This window comes from Olsenella sp. An270 (assembly GCF_002159735.1).
Lineage (GTDB): Bacteria > Actinomycetota > Coriobacteriia > Coriobacteriales > Atopobiaceae > Thermophilibacter.
Map to the genome: position 1 here is coordinate 41,484 of NZ_NFJF01000006.1, position 14,631 is coordinate 56,114.

Annotated in this window: 15 protein-coding genes; 2 read left to right on the forward strand and 13 right to left on the reverse strand. The window is 65.7% G+C overall.

The window, feature by feature from the left end; genetic code table 11:
- Positions 1 to 3: 3 nt before the first annotated feature.
- From nagA to B5F73_RS07385, 8 genes are all read right to left on the reverse strand, one after another.
- Positions 4 to 1,158, reverse strand: a complete 1,155-nt coding sequence (gene nagA, locus B5F73_RS07350; protein WP_087227604.1) for an N-acetylglucosamine-6-phosphate deacetylase — start codon at positions 1,156 to 1,158, stop codon at positions 4 to 6.
- A gap of 69 nt (positions 1,159 to 1,227) precedes the next feature.
- Complete coding sequence (gene agaS / locus B5F73_RS07355; protein WP_087227605.1) at positions 1,228 to 2,394, reverse strand: tagatose-6-phosphate ketose isomerase; 1,167 nt, start codon at positions 2,392 to 2,394, stop codon at positions 1,228 to 1,230.
- A gap of 28 nt (positions 2,395 to 2,422) precedes the next feature.
- Positions 2,423 to 3,151 (reverse strand): GntR family transcriptional regulator, encoded by a 729-nt coding sequence (locus tag B5F73_RS07360; protein ID WP_087227606.1) that lies wholly within the window; start codon positions 3,149 to 3,151, stop codon positions 2,423 to 2,425.
- 155 nt (positions 3,152 to 3,306) lie between these two features.
- Positions 3,307 to 4,383, reverse strand: coding sequence for a PTS system mannose/fructose/sorbose family transporter subunit IID (locus B5F73_RS07365; protein ID WP_087227607.1), 1,077 nt, complete (start codon positions 4,381 to 4,383; stop codon positions 3,307 to 3,309).
- Positions 4,373 to 5,173, reverse strand: coding sequence for a PTS sugar transporter subunit IIC (locus B5F73_RS07370; RefSeq protein WP_087227608.1), 801 nt, complete (start codon positions 5,171 to 5,173; stop codon positions 4,373 to 4,375). The genes B5F73_RS07365 and B5F73_RS07370 overlap by 11 nt, the downstream gene beginning before the upstream one ends.
- A gap of 84 nt (positions 5,174 to 5,257) precedes the next feature.
- Positions 5,258 to 5,740 carry a PTS N-acetylgalactosamine transporter subunit IIB gene (gene agaV / locus B5F73_RS07375; protein ID WP_075577111.1) on the reverse strand — a complete coding sequence of 161 codons (483 nt, stop codon included), beginning with the start codon at positions 5,738 to 5,740 and terminating at the stop codon, positions 5,258 to 5,260.
- Between the two features lie 66 nt (positions 5,741 to 5,806).
- Positions 5,807 to 6,091 (reverse strand): preprotein translocase subunit YajC, encoded by a 285-nt coding sequence (gene yajC / locus B5F73_RS07380; protein ID WP_087227609.1) that lies wholly within the window; start codon positions 6,089 to 6,091, stop codon positions 5,807 to 5,809.
- A complete protein-coding gene (locus B5F73_RS07385) occupies positions 6,091 to 6,525 on the reverse strand; it encodes a hypothetical protein (protein ID WP_087227610.1) in 435 nt (144 codons plus the stop codon). The genes yajC and B5F73_RS07385 overlap by 1 nt, the downstream gene beginning before the upstream one ends.
- A gap of 519 nt (positions 6,526 to 7,044) precedes the next feature.
- Here B5F73_RS07385 and B5F73_RS07390 point away from each other — a divergent pair.
- A complete protein-coding gene (locus B5F73_RS07390) occupies positions 7,045 to 7,980 on the forward strand; it encodes a 1-phosphofructokinase family hexose kinase (protein ID WP_087227611.1) in 936 nt (311 codons plus the stop codon).
- A gap of 97 nt (positions 7,981 to 8,077) precedes the next feature.
- Here the strand turns inward: B5F73_RS07390 and B5F73_RS07395 are convergent, their stop codons facing one another.
- Both B5F73_RS07395 and B5F73_RS07400 read right to left on the reverse strand, forming a co-directional pair.
- Positions 8,078 to 8,890 carry an HAD family hydrolase gene (locus B5F73_RS07395; RefSeq protein ID WP_087227612.1) on the reverse strand — a complete coding sequence of 271 codons (813 nt, stop codon included), beginning with the start codon at positions 8,888 to 8,890 and terminating at the stop codon, positions 8,078 to 8,080.
- A gap of 23 nt (positions 8,891 to 8,913) precedes the next feature.
- On the reverse strand, positions 8,914 to 9,684 hold the full coding sequence (locus tag B5F73_RS07400) for a DeoR/GlpR family DNA-binding transcription regulator (RefSeq protein ID WP_087227613.1): 771 nt from the start codon (positions 9,682 to 9,684) through the stop codon (positions 8,914 to 8,916).
- Positions 9,685 to 10,086: 402 nt separating this feature from the next.
- On the opposite strand from B5F73_RS07400, the gene B5F73_RS07405 reads away from it, so the two are divergent.
- Positions 10,087 to 10,938, forward strand: a complete 852-nt coding sequence (locus tag B5F73_RS07405; RefSeq protein ID WP_087227614.1) for a class II fructose-bisphosphate aldolase — start codon at positions 10,087 to 10,089, stop codon at positions 10,936 to 10,938.
- Positions 10,939 to 10,992: 54 nt separating this feature from the next.
- On the opposite strand, the gene B5F73_RS07410 is transcribed toward B5F73_RS07405, so the two are convergent.
- From B5F73_RS07410 to B5F73_RS07420, 3 genes are all read right to left on the reverse strand, one after another.
- Positions 10,993 to 11,799 carry a DeoR/GlpR family DNA-binding transcription regulator gene (locus B5F73_RS07410; RefSeq protein ID WP_087227615.1) on the reverse strand — a complete coding sequence of 269 codons (807 nt, stop codon included), beginning with the start codon at positions 11,797 to 11,799 and terminating at the stop codon, positions 10,993 to 10,995.
- A gap of 153 nt (positions 11,800 to 11,952) precedes the next feature.
- Positions 11,953 to 12,870 carry a 1-phosphofructokinase gene (locus B5F73_RS07415; protein ID WP_087227616.1) on the reverse strand — a complete coding sequence of 306 codons (918 nt, stop codon included), beginning with the start codon at positions 12,868 to 12,870 and terminating at the stop codon, positions 11,953 to 11,955.
- A 78-nt stretch (positions 12,871 to 12,948) separates the two neighbouring features.
- A complete protein-coding gene (locus tag B5F73_RS07420; RefSeq protein ID WP_087227617.1) occupies positions 12,949 to 14,454 on the reverse strand; it encodes a PTS fructose transporter subunit IIBC in 1,506 nt (501 codons plus the stop codon).
- Positions 14,455 to 14,631 lie beyond the last annotated feature (177 nt).

A 14,631-nucleotide genomic window follows, 5' to 3' on the forward strand; every position in this document is an offset into this window, starting at 1 on the left:
GTGCTACTTGACGAGGGTGCCGCCCACATAGGTGGCGGCGAGCGTCATGTCGGCGTTGAAGACGGTGAGGTCGGCGTCGCGGCCCGGCTTGATGGAGCCAAAGCGGTCGTCGATGCGCGCGGAGCGGGCAGCGACCTCGGTGGCCATGCGGATGGCCTGCTCGGCGGTCACGATCTGCCAGTCGACCATGTTCTTGACGCCCTCGGCGAGCGTGAGGACGGAGCCGGCGATGGAGTTGCCGTCGCGCAGGTAGCACAGGCCGCCCCTCATGACGACGGGCAGGCCGCCGGACATGTACTCGCCCTCCGGCATGCCGCCGCAGCCCAGGCAGTCGGTGATCAGCACGGTGTGCTCCCAGCCCTTGGCCGAGACGAGCGCCTTGATGGCGGCCGGGACGACGTGCTTGCCGTCGCAGATGATCTCGGCGTAGGTGCCGTTGGTCGTCATGGCCGTCCCCGTGACGCCCGGGTCGCGGTGGTGCAGGCCGCGCTGGCCGTTGTAGGTGTGGACGAAGCAGCTCGCGCCGGCGTTGACGGCGGCCAGGGCCTCGTCGTGATGCGCGTCAGAGTGACCGATCGCGGTGACGACGCCGCGCGCGTCGAGGGCGGCGCAGTACTCGCACGCACCGTCCTTCTCGGCCGCGAGCGCGCTCTTGACGATGCGCCCGCCGGCCTTCTCCTGCCAGGAGTCAAAGACCTCGACGCTCGGGTCGATCAGATAGACCGGGTTCTGGGCACCGACGTGGGCCTCGGTGAAGAACGGGCCCTCTAGGTAGATGCCGCCGATGCGGGCGCCCACGAAAGACTCGTCGCGACCCTCGTCGGCCGCGGCGATGGCCGCGCAGGAATCGGCGATCTGGTCGACCGACTCGGTGAAGGTGGTGGGCAGCCAGCAGGTGGTGCCGCGACGGGCGAGCTCCACGCTCGAGGCGTCGATGCCGGCGGGGTCGCGGTCGGTCGTGGCGTGGTTGTAGAAGCCGTGGATGTGCGTGTCCACGAGACCCGGGCCCACGATGCAGCCGCTGAGGTCGTGGATCTCGCAGTCGGGGGCCTCCTCGGACCAGCCCACGAACTTGCCGTCGGCGATGGTGAGGTAGCCGCCCTGCATGGTGGCACCCGGAAGGACAAAGCTGGCGGCCTTGATGGCGAACGTGCTCATTTCTATTCCCCCTTGGGAAACGGCCCGGGGGCACGCGTCCCCCGGGCCGTCCGAGTCCGTGAGTTTTCCCTACGCCTGGAACGGGTGGATGGTGACGCCCTTGACCACGCGGTTGACCGTGCCGGTGGGGCTCGGCGTGTCGGGCGTGTTGCCCACGCGCACGGAGTTGAGCAGCGAGACCGTCTGGCCGACCATGACGAACGGGAGCGCGAGGTAGCCCTCGGGGACCGCGTCGAAGCCGGAGAAGGTGAAGGACTCGCCGTCAAAGACGGGGCCGCAGTCCTGCTGGACGGCGATCGTCTTCTGCGCGATCTTGTCGCCGCCGATCTCGTTCAGGATGTCGAGGTCGTACTGGCGGGTGTACTCGTCGTTGTTCACGAAGACGAAGACCAGGGTCTTGTCGTCCACGAAGGACTTGGGCCCGTGACGGTAGCCCATGGAGCTGTCCCAGGAGGTGGCCACGAGGCCGTGGGCGAGCTCGAGGATCTTGAGCTGCGCCTCCTGGGCGAGGCCGACGAAGGAGCCGGAGCCGAGGTAGGTCACGCGGGTGTAGTCGCCGGCGAGGAACGCCGCGACCTCGTCCTCGCGCGCGACGACCTGCTCGCCCATCTTGGCGATGGTCTCGACCCAGGCGGCCTTCTGCTCGAGGGAGGCGGTGTCAAAGATGAGGGTGGAGAGCAGCGTCATGCAGCTATAGGAGCCGGTCATGGCGAAGCCCTTGTCGTTGGCGCGCGGGATGAGCAGCGTGAGGGCGTTGGGGTCGTCGGCGGACTCGACGGCGAGGCGTCCCTCGGGCGCGCAGGTGATGTTGAGGAAGCGGACGTTCTTCACGAACGTGCGGGTGACCTCGACGGCCGCGAGCGACTCGGGGCTGTTGCCGGAGCGCGCGAACGAGACGAGCAGCGTGGGCTCGTCGGGGTTCAGGAAGTCGCGCGGCGCGGAGACGATGTCGGTCGTGGCGACGGGCTTGAAGTCGTAGAGCGAGCGGTCACCGGCGCGGCGCAGGTACGGGGCGCAGGTGTCGGAGACGTAGTCGGAGGTGCCGGCGCCGGTGAAGACGACGGAGAGGCGACCCTCGCCCATGGCGCGGGCCTCGGCGAGGAACGCGGTGATGGCGTCGAGGTTGGCCTTGTAGATCTCGAGCGTGTCCCTCCACAGCTCGGGCTGCTGCTTGATCTCCGCGGTGGTGATCTGCGCCCCCATGGAGGTGAGGGTCTCCACGTCCTTCTCGAACATATCCTGCTCCCTTCCCTAGGCTCCCCGCCTAGCTTCTGACATGCGTTACCTTGTATTTGAACTGGTCGGCGCGCGCCACGCTGTGCGTGTACTCGACGACCATGTTCTTCACGTTGTAGGTGGTGCGAACGAGCTCAAGCACCGGCGCGCCCTCGGCGATGCCCAGCTCCGCGGCGTCGGCGCCGCGGGCGATGCTGGCGTAGAACTCCTCCTCGGCGAGCTTGATCTTCTCGTTGAAGTTCTGCTCCATCATGTCGTAGAGGGGCTTGCTCTCCACGACGGCCTTGGTGAGGCCGGCGAACTCGTTCGCGGGGAGATACGTCTGCTCCACCATCATGGGGATCTCGTCGGCGAGGCGCAGGCGGCGCATGCGGAACACCGTCTCGCCCAGGCGCAGGCGCATGTGCTCGGCGACGGTCTTGGTCGCCTCGAGGGCCTTGAAGTCCAGGATGACGGTCCTGGGGACGCGGCCGAGGCTGCGCATCTGCTCGGTGAAGCTGTAGGCGCCCATGAGGTTGGTGGCCTCGCGCGCGGAGTCGGAGACGAAGGTCCCCTTCCCGTGCCGACGCGTGATCAGGCCCATCGTCTCGAGCTCCTTGAGGGCGAGACGAACCGTGGTGCGCGAGAGGCCGTAGCGCTCCGAGAGGTCCCTCTCGGAGGGCAGCAGGTCACCCGGCTCCATGTCGTTCTCGATCTTCTCGCGGAGAAGGTCGACGAGCTGGTCGTAGAGCGGCTGCTTTCTCGTGACGGTTGCCATGCGCCCCCTTTCGCTCGTCGTCGATATGCCCAGAGCGCGAGGCGGACGAGCCCGCTGGGGCATCTGCCCCGCGCATTCCGAACATACCCGGGTGGAACCGGAGAGAAGGGAGGCGCGCGGAAAGACCGCGCGCCTCCCAGGATGGCTAGCTCGCGCTACCAGATGCTCGGCCAGAGGCCGCAGCCGGAGCCCAGGATGCCGATGACCAGGAGCAGGATGATGCCCTTGATCGGGGTGAAGTTGTGCTTCGCGAAGAGGAAGTACAGCAGCATGACGAGGGCGAGCGGGACGAGCTTGGGCATCACGGAGTCGAGGGTGGAAGCCACGGAGTAGCTGACCGGGGACTCGGTGACGGTGCCGTAGGTGACCTGGCTCATGCCGTTGCCAAGGTCGACGATGCCGGTGGTGACGGCGTTGCCGTCGGCGTCAGCGGCGGTGAGGGCGTTGCCCTCCATGTCGGTCATGGCGAGGGTGCCAGCCTCGGCGGTCTCGGTGTCGACGGCGAGGTCGGCGAAGTTCTCGGCCTCCTCGTTGGACACGACCACGGTGGTGGCGGACAGGCCACGGGTGGTGCCGTTCGGGATCGTGAGGTTGATCTGGGTGGCACCCATGGTGACGGTCAGAGCGCCGACGACGAACACGCCGAGGATGGAGGCGGCACGCGTGAACGCCTGCATGTTGGCGGTAAGGGCGTCAATGGCGCTCGTACCGACCTTGTAGGACCAGTTCATCAGGCCGAAGCGGCAGGCGAACTGGGCCGCGTTGAAGATCACCAGGAAGATGATCGGGGCAATGATGTTGCCCTCGAGGGCCATGTTCGAGGTGATGCCGGCCGTGATCGGCACGAGCGTCAGCCAGAACAGGGCGTCGCCGATGCCGCCGAGCGGGGAGGCCGCGGAGATGCGGACGGCGCGGATGGTCTGGGTGTCGACCTTGTTCTGCTCGAGGGAGAGAACAATGCCCATGACGAAGGTCACCAGGAACGGGTGCGTGTTGATGAAGTCCAGGTTGTGGTACATCGACGCGGCGAGGTCGTTCTTGTTGGTGTGGACCTTCTCGAGGCCGGGGATCATGGCGAAGAGCCAGCCGCCGGACTGCATGGTCTCGTAGTTGAACGAGGACTGGAGCCAGCAGGAGCGCAGAGCCATGCGGTTCAGCGTCTTCTGGTCAACGTTGGGAGCCGGAGTCAGGTCCTCGTAGCGCTCCGGGACAACGAACTCGTTAGATGCCATCTTCCATGTCACCTCCGTCAGCGACAGCGCCCTTCAGCTCGGTCTGCTGCTGGAAGTCCCAGAAGGCGATGCCGAAGCCGATGAGGGTCAGGATGAGCAGGGCAGGGCCAGAGATGGCCGGGATGTTGGTCGCGATGAGGGCGAGGCCGAAGCCCATGAAGAAGAAGCCCCACATGTCGCGGCTCATCATGATCTTGAGCAGGATGGCGAAGCCGACGAACTTCATCATGTTGCCCGCCTGGGACAGACCGGTGTTGAGCCACTCGGGGATGGCGTCGACGACCTGCTGGCCGACGGCGAGGCCGGCGATGAAGAACAGGGTCACGATGACGGCGAAGATCAGGCCGAGGATGACCTCGGAGACGATCGTCCACTTGGTGATGCCCTTGGTGTCAGCCTTCTCGGCGCACCCGCGGAAGAACTCGAGGAGCGGAGCACGGAGCGTGAAGAACAGCGTCACGCCGTACTGACCAAGCATCGCGAACGGGATGGCCGTGGCGACAGCGAGGTTGGGATCCATGTTCTCGAGCGTGCAGGCGAAGATGGCCGCCATGATGCCGCCGATGACGGCGTTGGGCGGCTGCGCACCACCAATCGGCATGTTACCGATGGTCATGAGCTGATACGTACCACCGACGACGAGGCCAAGCTCGACGTTGCCGAGAATGGCGCCCACGATGGGACCGGTCACGATCGGCTGATACAGCGACTCCAGGAAGTCGAACTGGTCGATGGCCGCGATGAACGTGACGATGAAGATAAGTGCAATCTGAATGGCACCAACTTCCATCTTATGCCCCTCCTTTCAGATGTCTTTATAAAGACGTTGCGTTTCGTGCGCGGCGTCACCGCGCACCAAGAACCCTGTGGTCGCTTACGAGAAAAGCTTGTTGACGTCCTCGACCGGCGTGCTCGGGACACGCCTGATCTCCAGCTCGACCCCCCTTTCCTGCAGCTCGCGGAAAGCGGCAACATCCTCGTCGCTCACTGCGACCGAAGTGGCGACCTGACGCTTTCCCTCAGCCATGTGCATGTTGCCTATGTTGACCTTCTTGATGGGCACGCCGCCCTTGACGAGCGTGAGCACATCCTCAGGGTTCTCACAGATGATGAAGATCTTCTGCTTGGGCGAGGCCTTGCCGATGATCTCGATCGTGTGCTGGAGCGAGAAGAACCTGGTGGCGACACCGGTGGGGGCGGCCATCTTCATGAGGTTCTGACGCATGGTGTTGGTGGACACCTCGTCGTTGGCGACGAGGATGAGGTTGGCACCGATGGTGGAGTTCCACTGGGTGGCAACCTGGCCGTGGATGAGGCGGTTGTCGATGCGGGTGAGGAGAATGTTGGGCTCTGCCATCTTTATCCCTTTCTCTTGCCGAGTCTGGTAAACGCGAAGGGGACGCTCCCCCTCCGCGACACTGCCTTAGTCGATCTGCTGGATCGCGTAGCGCGAGACGTCGAGCATGGCGCCGGAGCGGACCTTGACCGCCACGCGGTCGCCGTTGACCTCCTTGACGGTGCCAAAGATGCCGCCCCCAAACATGACCTCCTGGCCGGGCGCGAGCTCCTTGTGGACCTTCTCGAAGTACTGGCGCTTCTTGCGCATCTTGACGAACGACCAGATGGTGAACACGAGGCCCATCAGGACGAGGAAGGCGAGAAGGACGACGGAGGACGCCAGGACGTTGTCGAGGAAGTTCTCCGGCATTAGATCCCGTCACCGTCCTCGGGCTCGTCCGCGGCGGCCGTCTCCAGCACGGGGGCGGCGATGCCCATCTGGCCGATCTCGACGGCGGTCTGGCAGAGCTCCTCGGCGGTGGTGGAGTCGGTGCGCATGGACATGCACTCGAGCAGCATGGGCAGGTTGACGCCCGTGACCACGCGAACGCCGGGGATGGAGGCGCCGGCCATCATGGCCTGGTTGAACGGGGTGCCGCCCATGAGGTCGCAGAAGACGACGACATCGCCGCACTTCTCGGCCATCTCGGCGATCGCTCCGGAGATCTTCGCGGGGAACTCGCCCGCCTCGTCCTCGAGGAAGGTGACCTTCGCGAAGTCCTGCTGCGGGCCGCCGACCATCTCCAGCGCTGCGCCGACGCCCTCGGCGAAGACGCCGTGACCCGTGAGAACGCAACCGACCATTGCCTCTCCTTTGTCTGTTGTCTGCCATTAACTGGTTACTACCATACGGCTTGCTAACCCACTCTACCCGATTTCCGTCACTTTCCCTTCACGATTCCTGCAAAAGACTGCCTTGTGCCGCTTATCGGTTCTTTTCTACCGCTCACGGTAGATGGCGTTGTTTAACTGGTCTTTTCCAAACTGTTTTGATTGTGTTTAGTTTGTTTACAGATGGTTTTCGATCCTTATTTCTTTGTTCTCCTTTTCTTTTTGGCATTCGCTTTCTCCATCAACTGGTATTAACTGGACGGTACCTTGCCGAGACGGCATTTCGTTAAGCTGGGGTTTGTTGAGCGCGTTCGCACCACCAGCCGCGTACGCGAAGACCCCCACTCTTTCCGTTCCGAGAAATAACGCCAAAACGTAAGCAATCGAAACCGAGAACGTTCCCGCCCCATTCTCGCGGGCCCGAGCCTCAATTGGACGATAAGATGCAGGGGTGCATCACAGCCGCACGTGAACCCACACGAAGGAGCACCAATGATCTCCACCGTCACCCTCAACGCCTCCATCGACAAGGCCTATCAGCTCGCCTGCCCGCTCGTCGACGGGACGGTCATGCGCGTCGAGACCTGCATCGACAACGCCGGCGGCAAGGGGCTGAACGCCGCCCGCGCCGTTGCCACCTGCGGCGAGAAGGTCGTCGCCACCGGCTTTGTGGGCGGCAACAACGGACGGCTGCTCTGTGAGCTGCTCGACGCCGACGGCATCGAGCACGACTTCGTCCATGTCGAGGCCGAGACGCGCTGCTGCGTGAACGTCCTCGAGCCCGACGGGCGCTCGACCGAGTTCCTCGAGCCGGGACGCCCGGTGGGCAGCGAGGAGGTCGCCGCCATCCGCGCCAAGGTCGCCGAGATCGCCGCGCGCGCCGACGTGGTGACGTTCAACGGGAGCGTCCCGGCCGGCGCCGGCGTGGACATCTACCGCGAGCTCGTGGCCGTCGTGCGCGCTGCGGGCAAGCCCGCGATTCTCGACACCTCGGGCACGCTGCTCGTGAACAGCCTCGAGGCGCGTCCCACGATGATCAAGCCCAACACCGACGAGATCCAGGCCATCCTGGGCCGCAAGCCCGAGTCGATTGACGAGATCGTGGCCGCCGCGCGCGAGGTGCACGAGAAGTGCGGCATAGAGAAGGTCGTGGTCTCGCTCGGTGGCGACGGCTCCGTCATGGCCTGCGCGGAGGGCGTCTTCCGCGGCCGTGCGCCCAAGATCGACGTGGTGAACCCCGTGGGCTCCGGCGACACGATGGTGGGCGCATTCGCCGTCGCGATCGCGCGCGGCATGTCCGTCGAGGAGCAGCTCGCCTACGCCATGAGCTGCGCGAGCGCCAACTGCCTCTCCGCGAGCACGGGCCACTTCGACATGGCCGTCGCCGACGATCTGCGCTCCCAGACCAGCGTGGAGCGCGTGGCGTAGCGGACTCCTCGCCCGGCCACTCTTGCCGACCATACATACCTACCTGTTTTGAGCGGTTCTGCGGTCGAATTCGGGTAGGTATGTATGGTCGGTCCTTTTATACGAAGGGCCACTCCCCGCGCGCCAGCGCCTCGATGGCAGCGGCAACGGCGTCGTCCTCGCAGGCACCGATGTGCCAGCGAGCGGCGGCGGCCGCCTCAGACGAGGCACCTGCCACGGCGACCGAGTTGGGGACGACGGAGAACATGGGCAGGTCATTGTTGGCATCACCGAAGACCACAACTTCGTCCAGGCCCACGCCCAGACGCTCGACGAGCCACCTCACGGCACTTCCCTTATTCCACCCGCGGGGCATGACGTTGGAGTAAGCGGGCATCGCGCGGTCGACATCGAAGGCAGTGACCTCTGCGTTCAGCCGGGCGACCAGATCAGCCATGGCATCGCTCCCAGCACCGGAGAAGACGTTCGCCTTCACCACGGCAAAGTCGGGCAGGCTCCCCAGTTCGACGCACCTCTCGCCATAGGCCGGAAACGCCTTCGCGAGATCGTCGCGCGTACCGGCGGCAACGAGCGGCGTCAGCCCGTCGAAGCAGGCGAGACCCGCATGCGGCGTCTCCACCACGATCGCGCGCAGCCGCTCCAGCGCTCCCCGGTCGAGCGTCTGCTCCATGACCTTCTCGCCGTCCACGTAGACCTGCAGGCCATTGGTCGCGAGCGCTGTCGCGCAGCATGCGGCGTCACCGCCGAAGAAGTCGGGAATCCAGGCGTAGCCTCGGCCACTGGCGGGGCCCACTGCTATCCCGGCGTCGAGGGCGACATGGATCGCCGCTACCGTACGCGCGGAGACGGTCTTCTCGCCTGCGGGGAGAATCGTCCCGTCGATGTCGGTAAGGATGAGCTTCACGGCCATGGGATCCCCTTTCGCAACGCTCCCTAGTATATGATGCGGCAGCCCAGCTCCTCGCCGTCCGCGGAGACGGCCTCGCCGGGGTCCTCGTTGGTGATGAGCGCCTCCACGTCGGCGAGCGTCCCAAACCAGAGCAGGCCGGGCGCCCCCACCTTGGAGGAGTCGAGCAGCACGTAGGTGCGCTCGGCGCACGCCAGGAACGCGCGCTTGAGCTCGGCCATGTCCTGGTTGTTGGTCATGAGGCCGCGACCGGGGACGTAGGACGTGGGAGAGACGAACGCCTTGACGGGGTGCAGCACCTCGAGGGCGCGCAGCGCGAGCGGCCCGGCCGTGTAGCGGTGGCCCTTGCGCAGGCTCCCCCCGAGCATGATGACGTCGAGAGAGGGCGCCGAGCGGTCCACATAGTCGGCGATGGTGAGGTCGTCGGTCACGACGGTCACGCCCGTGCGTCCGGAGATGGCGCGCACGAACTCGAGCGCCGTGGTGCCGGAGTCCACGAGCACGGAGTCGCCGTCCTCGACGAGCGGCGCCGCGAGCCGCGCGATCGTCCGCTTGGCCTCAACGTTGACGTTGATGCGCCGCTCCTGGACGGAGACGGTAAGCGTCTTGGAGAGCGAGACGGCCCCGCCGTGCGTGCGCCGCAGCTTGCCGTCGCGCGCCAGGGCGTCAAGGTCGGCTCGGGCGGTCACGCGGCTCACGCCGAAGGCGTCGGCAAGCTGGGTCACCTGCACGGACGTCGCGCGATCGAGCATGGAGAGGATGGCGGAGCGACGCTCCTCCGAGGACATGTCGGGCATGGAGGGTCCGTTCTTCTCGGCGGATGTGTACGAATTGTGTTTCCTTTGCTTTCTTTAAAGTCAATCTAACACATTGTTTTTGCTTTCCTTTTGACAAGCGGCACCGTCAGACGCAGCCCCTCTCGCGGTTTGGGTTCGTCGTTCCCCTGACGGCATGTCGGCCGTGCACAAAACGCGAGGTAATCAACGCGGCTCTCTCCGCTCGTCGCATCGTGTCCAAAAACTTGAACCCAAACCGGTCCAGGCGTGGTGTGGATGTACCGCGAAATCGTTGCCGTGGTCCTTCCTTTGCTTTCCCTTCCGCCGCACGCGCGGCGCCGCCCGCAGCATATGACGGAGCCCGCCGCCAGCGCGCGAACGTACAATGGCGGCATCAGCAGGTTCTGAGGAAGGGAGTTTTGGATGCTCGTCACCACCAAGGAGATGCTTCTCGACGCCCAGGCCAACCACTATGCGGTCGGCGCCTTCAACATCGAGAGCCTCGAGTTCGTCATGGCCGTGCTCGCGGCCGCCGAGGAGACCAAGTCCCCGGTGATCATGCAGACCACGCCCGGCACCGTGAAGTTTGCCGGCCTGGACTACTTCTACGGCATGGTCAAGGCTGCGGCCGAGCGCGCGAGCGTGCCGGTGGCCCTGCACCTCGACCACGGCGACGGCTACGACCGCTGCATGCAGGCCCTGCGCACGGGCTACACCTCCGTCATGATCGACGGCTCCCACGAGACCTTCGAGGACAACATCGCCCTCACCAAGCTCGTCGCCGACGCCGGCCGCGCCATGGGCGTGCCCGTCGAGGCCGAGCTCGGCAAGGTCGGCGGCAAGGAGGACGACGGCCCGGCGGTCGAGGGCGAGAACCCCTACACCGACCCCGACGAGGCCCGCGAGTTCGTCGAGCGCACCGGCTGCACGTCGCTGGCCATCGGCGTGGGCACCGCGCACGGCGTCTACACCGAGACCCCGCACATCGAGCAGGAGGTCGTGAAGGCCATCCGCGCCGCCGTCGACGTGCCGCTCGTGCTCCACGGCACCTCCGGCGTGCCCGACGAGCAGGTCGCCGAGGCCGTCAAGAACGGCATCTGCAAGGTCAACTACGCCACCGAACTGCGTCAGGCCTACATGCGCGGCTTCATGGGCTACATGGCCGAGAACCCCGGCGCCTTCGATCCCAAGAAGCCGGCCAAGCCGGGCATGGCCGAGATCACCGAGCTGGTCAAGGTCCGCATGAACAACCTCGGCTCCGTGGGTCGCGCGTAGGGCGACATCTCAGGGACCAGGGAGGGCGGCGCGCTTCTGGCGCGCCGCCCTTTTCTATTCGGCGCCCAGGGCCTCGATGACCTGCACCTCGTGCTCGCCCTGGTTGCAGGCCTCTCGGACCATCCCACCGGGGTCCTTCTCCATGATCACGACGTCCACGTCCTCGGGCTTGGCAAAGCGCAGGAAGGAGCGCCCGGCCCCCACCTTGCTCGAGTCCATGAGGATGACCTTGGTGCGCGCGTGCTTGAGAAACTCGACCTTCGCGTAGGTCGTCTGCTCGTACTCGGCGAGGAACCCAAAGCTCGGCTCAAAGCCGTCGGCGCCGAGGAACACCTGGTCAAGATAGACGTCCGCAAGGCTCGCCCCCACGAGCGGGCCGTAGTAGTGGCGGTACTTTCGCGCCAGCACGCCACCCGTGGACATGATCGTGACGTCGGGGAGGTACTGCTCGGCATACTCGATGATGTGGCACGAGTTGGTCACGATCGTGAGGTCGTGCTTGCCACGCAGCGCCTTGACGAACTCCAGCGTGGTGGAGCCGCTGCCCACGAGGATCATCTCGCCGTCGCTCACGCGCTCGGCCGCGCAGCGCGCGATGGCCTGCTTGGCCCGCGCGTTCTTGCGGACGCGCTCGGACACGCGCGGGATCACGTACTCCGAGATGGGGACCGCACCGCCGTGCGTGCGCTTGAGCCTGCCCTCGCCCTCGAGGTAGTCGAGGTCGGCGCGGGCCGTGACCGCGGACACGCCGCACTCGCGGCAGATGTCGGCGATCAGCACCGACGAGTGGTTCTCCAGCATCTCGATGATGCGCTGGCGCCGCTCCACGGCGAGCATGCGCCCCTGGTTCTCATGAGCCATGAAAGCCCCCCTTCCCTGAAAAGCGTACGACGCTCCGGAGAAGGAGGGCTTTCGGAAACCTTCTTTTCTTGCAAAGCGAAAGAATCCGTCGGCGGACGGCGAGGGGGTTCTTCTCGCCCGTCTGCCAAGTCGGCACGTTCGTGCACGGCATCGCTAGGAGAGCTGCGTCACCTCGATGGACTTGGCGATCTCGTCCACCAGGGCGAAGTCGCCGAGGCCGGCGCACATGGCGACGTTGCCGCCCGTGGCCATCGCGCGCACCAGGGCGGGCTCGACCTCGTCACGGGCGCCGAGCCACGCGGAGAGGAAGCTCGCCAGCGTGGCGTCGCCGGCGCAGGCGGTGGAGAGCACGTCGACCTTGGCCGCGCTCGCGCGCCAGACGTGTTCTCCGTTCGAGAAGTACGCACCCTCGCCACCGAGCGTAAGCAGCACGTTCTTGGCGCCGCGCTCGTGGATGTGCGCGAGCGCCGCGAGGATGTCGCCCTCGTCGCTCACGTCCACGCCGAAGATCTCCGCGACCTCCTCGTCGTTGGGCTTGATCAGCAGCGGATGGCGCTCCACGAGCTCGGCGAGGTGCGGGTGGGAGATGTCGAGCACGAACTCAGCGCCCTTCTCCTGGCACACGTCGATCAGCTCGTCGTAGTAGGAGGCGTCCATCTCGGGCGAGAGGCTGCCGGAGACCACGAGGACCTCCAGGTCGTCGAGGTCGCGCAGCAGCTCCAGCATCTCGAGCTGCTTCTCGCGGCTCACGGGCGCGCCCGCGTTGGGGAACTTGTACTCGCCCTCGGGCGTGGTCACGAAGATGTTGACACGGGTGATGCCGTCGATCTGGACGGGACGCACCGGGCAGCGCTTCTCGGCCTCGCGGACGATGTAGTCGCCGGAGAAGCCACCGAAGAAGCCCAGAATCACGGAGTCCACCCCGTAGTGCTTCAGCGTGAACGAGACGTTCAGGCCCTTGCCGTTGGGGGTGTAGACCGCGTCGCGCGTGCGGTTGACCTTCTTGGTGGTGAGGGTGCCCGCGTTGACGTTCATGTCGACGGCGGGGTTGGTGGTGAGGGTGTAGATCACGGCTGCTCCTCCCAGCTCTTCGCGTGGTGACAGAAGGGGCCCGGCATGGCCGGGCCCCGGGACAAGCGCTCGTCCGAGCTACTCGGCGATCTTGCCGCCGTTCTTGTCGTAGTCGTACTTCTTGAAGAGCACGAAGAGGATGCCGCCGATGACCGCGCCGATGAGGATCGCGATCACCCACTGCAGGCCGCCGTCGACGACGGGCAGCACGAGGAAGCCGCCGTGCGGGGCGGGGTCGTGGACGCCCAGGAAGATCGTCAGGATGGCCGCGATGGCGGAGCCGAGCATCATGATCGGCATGACGGGCCAGATGTTCTTGGTCATGAACGGGATGGCGCCCTCGGTGATGTGGGTGCAGCCCAGGATGAAGTTGACCAGGCCGGCGTCGTGGTCCTCCTGCGAGAAGTACTTCTTGCCCACGATGACCGCGAAGGTGGTGATCAGCGGCGGGACGATGCAGGCGGCGGAGACGGCAGCCATGAAGTTGGTGCCGAAGTTGTAGGCCTCGGTGCCCACGCCGGCGGCGATGGCCTCGGTGAGCAGCAGGGTGCCGGTTGTGTAGGCGGCCTTGTTGACGGGGCCGCCCATGTCAAACGCGCACATGCAGCCGATGGCCAGACCCAGCGGCACCGGACCGGCGTTGTAGAGGCCCTGCAGGAAGTCCATCATCGCCTGGTTGATGGCGGCCATGGGGCCGGAGATGCCCAGCATGACGAGGCCGACGATGAAGGTGGAGCACAGCGGGTACAGGAACATGGCCTTGAGGCCGTTGAGGCTCTGGGGCAGCCCGCTGAAGACCTTCTCCAGCGCGACGATCACATAGCCGGCGAGGAAGCCGCCGATGATGCCGCCGAGGAAGCCAAAGCCAACGCCCGCGCCGCCGGCGTCGATGAGGCCGGTCTCGGCGTTGACGGGCAGACCCTGGATGGAGATCATGCCGGCGACGAAGCCGGGGACCAGCGCCGGGCGCTTGCCGATGGACTCGGCGATGTAGGCCGAGAGCACGGGCACCATGAGGTTCATGGCGATGCCGCCGATGATCTTGAGCATCGCGGCGAAGGAGTTGTAGTCGGAGGCCGTGGAGTCGTAGGACGTGATGCCCCAGAGGAACGACAGGGCCGTGAGCACGCCGCCGGCGACGACGAAGACCAGCATGTGGCTGACGCCGTTCATGAGGTGGCGGTAGATCTGGTGGCCGATGGACTCCTTCTCGACGACCTCGTCGGCCGACGCGTTGGCGACCTCGGCGGAGAGCTCGCCCTCGGCCTTGGCGGCGAGGGCCTTGTCGATCAGGCCATCCGGGTCCTTGATGGCGGCGGTCACGCCGACGCTGATGAGGGGCTTGCCCTCAAAGCGCTCGGGCTGGACGTCCTTGTCGGCGGCGATGATGACGGCCTTGCACGCACGGATCTCGGCGGGCGTCACCTCGTTCTCCGCGCCGACCTGGCCCTGGGTCTCCACCTTGATGGTGAGGCCCTTGGCAGCGGCGGCCTTCTCCAGGGCCTCCTTGGCCATGTAGGTGTGGGCGATGCCCGTCGGACAGCCCGTCACGGCCAGGAGGTCGTAGGTGGTCTTCTCTGCCATGCTCGCTCCTTTCTCTTGCATCAAAACGCTTCGTGTTCTTCACGTGAACACCACATATCTGCATTATGCCGCAGCATTTCGCAGAAAAGAGAAAGGAATCGAAAGAAAGGCCAAGTGCTTACCGTTTGGTCCACTTGCCGGCCAATCCCCGCCGGTGGTGGTTTCCCTTATCGCAGA

Bases quoted from the DNA above. Each gene is read 5' to 3' on its own strand.
- nagA (WP_087227604.1), bottom strand. From the start codon at position 1,158: ATGAGCACGTTCGCCATCAAGGCCGCCAGCTTTGTCCTTCCGGGTGCC.
- agaS (WP_087227605.1), bottom strand. From the start codon at position 2,394: ATGTTCGAGAAGGACGTGGAGACCCTCACCTCCATGGGGGCGCAGATC.
- B5F73_RS07360 (WP_087227606.1), bottom strand. From the start codon at position 3,151: ATGGCAACCGTCACGAGAAAGCAGCCGCTCTACGACCAGCTCGTCGAC.
- B5F73_RS07365 (WP_087227607.1), bottom strand. From the start codon at position 4,383: ATGGCATCTAACGAGTTCGTTGTCCCGGAGCGCTACGAGGACCTGACT.
- B5F73_RS07370 (WP_087227608.1), bottom strand. From the start codon at position 5,173: ATGGAAGTTGGTGCCATTCAGATTGCACTTATCTTCATCGTCACGTTC.
- agaV (WP_075577111.1), bottom strand. From the start codon at position 5,740: ATGGCAGAGCCCAACATTCTCCTCACCCGCATCGACAACCGCCTCATC.
- yajC (WP_087227609.1), bottom strand. From the start codon at position 6,091: ATGCCGGAGAACTTCCTCGACAACGTCCTGGCGTCCTCCGTCGTCCTT.
- B5F73_RS07385 (WP_087227610.1), bottom strand. From the start codon at position 6,525: ATGGTCGGTTGCGTTCTCACGGGTCACGGCGTCTTCGCCGAGGGCGTC.
- B5F73_RS07390 (WP_087227611.1), top strand. From the start codon at position 7,045: ATGATCTCCACCGTCACCCTCAACGCCTCCATCGACAAGGCCTATCAG.
- B5F73_RS07395 (WP_087227612.1), bottom strand. From the start codon at position 8,890: ATGGCCGTGAAGCTCATCCTTACCGACATCGACGGGACGATTCTCCCC.
- B5F73_RS07400 (WP_087227613.1), bottom strand. From the start codon at position 9,684: ATGCCCGACATGTCCTCGGAGGAGCGTCGCTCCGCCATCCTCTCCATG.
- B5F73_RS07405 (WP_087227614.1), top strand. From the start codon at position 10,087: ATGCTCGTCACCACCAAGGAGATGCTTCTCGACGCCCAGGCCAACCAC.
- B5F73_RS07410 (WP_087227615.1), bottom strand. From the start codon at position 11,799: ATGGCTCATGAGAACCAGGGGCGCATGCTCGCCGTGGAGCGGCGCCAG.
- B5F73_RS07420 (WP_087227617.1), bottom strand. From the start codon at position 14,454: ATGGCAGAGAAGACCACCTACGACCTCCTGGCCGTGACGGGCTGTCCG.